We start from the raw sequence: 3,211 nt of genomic DNA on the forward strand, positions 1-3,211 counted from the left end.
CTGCGAAACTTGATTTTGCTCAGTAATTATTCTATATTTGTCTGGCAATGCGCCCCGACTATCCGCATAAGATTTTCAACGATAAGCGCCACAACTACTGCCTGTTGATGGAGGCGCTTGCCATGACGGCGACCATCGCCGAGTAATCCTTATGGGAACAACCGCTGTTCCCTGACCTCCCCCGTAATCAACCAATTTATTGCCGGTCGCTACAGACCATCATTCTATTTGCAGATACTTAAAATATTTCGCTATGTCAACGCTTACTGCGGCTAATAAGACCAATGAAACAAATGTTGATTTCCTGCCTCTGCAGGGAACCGATTATGTAGAATTTTATGTGGGCAATGCCAAACAGGCCGCTCACTTCTATAAAACAGCTTTCGGATTCCAGAGCCTGGCTTATGCCGGCCCTGAAACCGGTGTGAAGGACCGCGCTTCTTATGCCGTTCGTCAGGAGAAGCTCACCTTCGTTTTCACTACTCCATTACGCGCCAACAACGAGATCGCCGATCATATCTACAAGCATGGCGATGGCGTAAAGTTCCTGGCCCTGCGCGTGGACGACGCCACCCGTTCATGGGAAGAGACCACCAAACGCGGCGCTAAGAGTTATATGGAGCCAACACGCACCAAAGATGATACCGGGGAAGTGGTGATGAGCGGCATCCATACTTATGGCGAAACTGTTCACCTCTTCATCGAGCGCAAGAACTACACAGGCGCTTTCCTGCCAGGTTTCAAAGCCTGGAAATCCAATTACAATCCTGCTCCTACAGGCCTGCAGTATGTTGACCATTGCGTAGGCAATGTAGGCTGGAACCAGATGAACAAATGGGTTGGTTTCTATGAAGAAGTGATGGGCTTCCGCAATATCCTCAGCTTCGACGATAATGATATCTCCACTGAATATTCTGCCCTCATGAGCAAGGTGATGAGCAATGGCAATGGCTTTGTGAAATTTCCCATCAATGAGCCCGCAGAAGGAAAGAAGAAATCACAGGTAGAAGAGTACCTGGATTTCTATGATGGCGAAGGTTGTCAGCACGTAGCGCTGGCCACTAACAACATTGTGGAAACAGTCACTGATCTCCGCAACCGTGGTGTGGAATTCCTGCAGGTGCCCACCAGTTATTATGATGAATTGCAGGACAGGGTGGGAAAGATCGATGAAGATGTGGAACCGCTGAAAGAACTGGGCATCCTGGTTGACCGCGATGATGAAGGTTACCTGCTCCAGATCTTTACCAAACCTGTTGAAGACAGACCAACCCTCTTTTTTGAGATAATACAGCGCAAAGGCGCCAAAAGCTTTGGTAAGGGGAACTTCAAGGCCCTCTTCGAAGCCATTGAGCGCGAACAGGAACTCAGGGGCAATCTCTGATTTTTGTTCAGACCGGCAAAGTGAAAGTGGGGCAGACGATCCACATTCCCCAAGCCGTAACTACTTAAGGCCGTTGCCGCTACAATGCGCAACGGCCTTGGTTTTTCCACAATGTTAACAACCCCGGTTGTTCTTCGCATTCCCTTATTTGTTAATTTTATACCGGTCCAACCAATTCCGAAAAATATCCCTGTCAGGAAAACGTTATACAATAGTGCGATTAAGAACCATGAGATATCTTCTAATTGTAGCAATATCGCTGTTTCTCCATGAAACGGTGCAGTCACAGTCGTCTGCACCCACACTCAACTTCGTTGAATACCAGAAATCATTCCCGCGTTCAGGCGATGCCTGGAAACGCAAGGAAGACACACTGATGAAACAGTTCCAGGCAAAGAACCTGAAGTTCCCCTTCAAATTCATGTACGTGCGTTCCTTCAAATACGACAGCAAGCTGGAAGTATGGGTGAAGAACGACAGAAAGGATAAATTCCAGCTGTTCAAAACCTACAAGGTCTGCGCCCTCGCAGGAACACTGGGCCCCAAGCGCATGATGGGCGACTACCAGGTGCCGGAAGGTTTGTACTATATCAACGAATTCAATCCAAGAAGCAATTACCATCTCTCACTGGGTCTCAACTATCCCAACGCATCAGACAAGATCCTGTCGGACTCCCTGCAGCCCGGCGGTGATATCTATATTCACGGCAGTTGTGTAACCACCGGTTGCATTCCCGTGACCGATGATCAGATCGAGGAAATTTATATCCTGGCATCACTGGCGCGCAGCCAGGGACAGGATTTCATCCCTGTTCATATTTTCCCTGTGCAGTTCACCAACCAGAAAAGTGTTGACTATCTCAACAGGTTCCTGAAAGATTTTCCGGAGTACAAGAACATGACCGCAGAGCTGAAAGATATCTATGATTATTTCGATCGCACCCAGCAGATCCCTGTAGTATCCGTGAACAAGAAAGGGGAATACAGGATGGAGAGTGAAATGCCTGAGCTGCCATCAAAGGAAGTGAAAGTGGTGAAAAAGAAACGGCCTCCCCGTGTAGTGAAAGAGTTTGAAGGAGAGATCACGGCGGTAGTGAATACATTGCCCGTTTATCCGGGCGGCAACCAGGAATTCCAGTTATTCATAGATAAGATCAGTAAGGAAATGAGCGAGCACCTGGAGGAAGACCAGGCCAAGACTTATGTGATGATGGAATTTGTGATCGACAGTACCGGCGCCACCCATGCAGTGAAAGTGCTGAAGGGAGGCAATGACGAGATCAACTACCGGTTAGCTGAAGCTTTTGAGAAAATGCCTTTATGGACACCGGCCGTGCGGCAGGAAAAGAAAGTGGCCGTGAAGCTCAAGCAGTCGATCTTCATAGAAAAGTGATTTACTTGAAGGACATAAGAAAACAAAAATGCCCTGCCATAAGGCGGGGCATTTCATTTGTATAAAGAAGTTGAAAATTAACTAGATGATGTCCATGGCCAGAACAAAGAACGTGCACACGAACGGAAGGATCATCGTCAGATACTCCCAGGGATGTACCACAGTAGCATAGAGGAAAAGCGCTGTGAAGGCGAAGAATAACAACCAATATAAGCCTTTGTATTTTCTGGACGTTGTTGTCATGTTCTAAAAAATTTGTGCAAAAATAGGGAGAAAGTGTTAATTATTCGCGTTTTAGATTAATTTCATGATAACCCCACCGAAAACTCTGGTTGACGCAGTCGCTAGCGTACCCCCAGTGAACAAAAATTAATAAACAACCGCGAAAGACCCCGCAACCGAAACATAAATAATATACAAAAAAAAAAAAAGGA

General features: G+C 46.9%; 3 protein-coding genes. 2 read left to right on the forward strand and 1 reads right to left on the reverse strand.

What is annotated here, in order from left to right; genetic code table 11:
• The first annotated feature begins 253 nt into the window (after positions 1-253).
• Together hppD and ACTHMC_RS05985 are read left to right on the forward strand one after the other, a co-directional pair.
• Positions 254-1,384, forward strand: a complete 1,131-nt coding sequence (gene hppD, locus ACTHMC_RS05980) for a 4-hydroxyphenylpyruvate dioxygenase (protein WP_440411718.1) — start codon at positions 254-256, stop codon at positions 1,382-1,384.
• Positions 1,385-1,613: 229 nt separating this feature from the next.
• Entirely contained in the window at positions 1,614-2,777 is a 1,164-nt protein-coding gene (locus ACTHMC_RS05985) for a L,D-transpeptidase family protein (protein WP_440411720.1), read from the forward strand.
• A gap of 81 nt (positions 2,778-2,858) precedes the next feature.
• Here ACTHMC_RS05985 and ACTHMC_RS05990 read toward each other — a convergent pair whose 3' ends face one another.
• Positions 2,859-3,020: a hypothetical protein gene (locus ACTHMC_RS05990; RefSeq protein ID WP_440411722.1), complete on the reverse strand. Its 162-nt coding sequence runs from the start codon at positions 3,018-3,020 to the stop codon at positions 2,859-2,861.
• Positions 3,021-3,211: the final 191 nt, after the last annotated feature.

This window comes from Pseudobacter sp. (genome assembly GCF_051955275.1).
Classification (GTDB): Bacteria; Bacteroidota; Bacteroidia; order Chitinophagales; family Chitinophagaceae; genus Pseudobacter.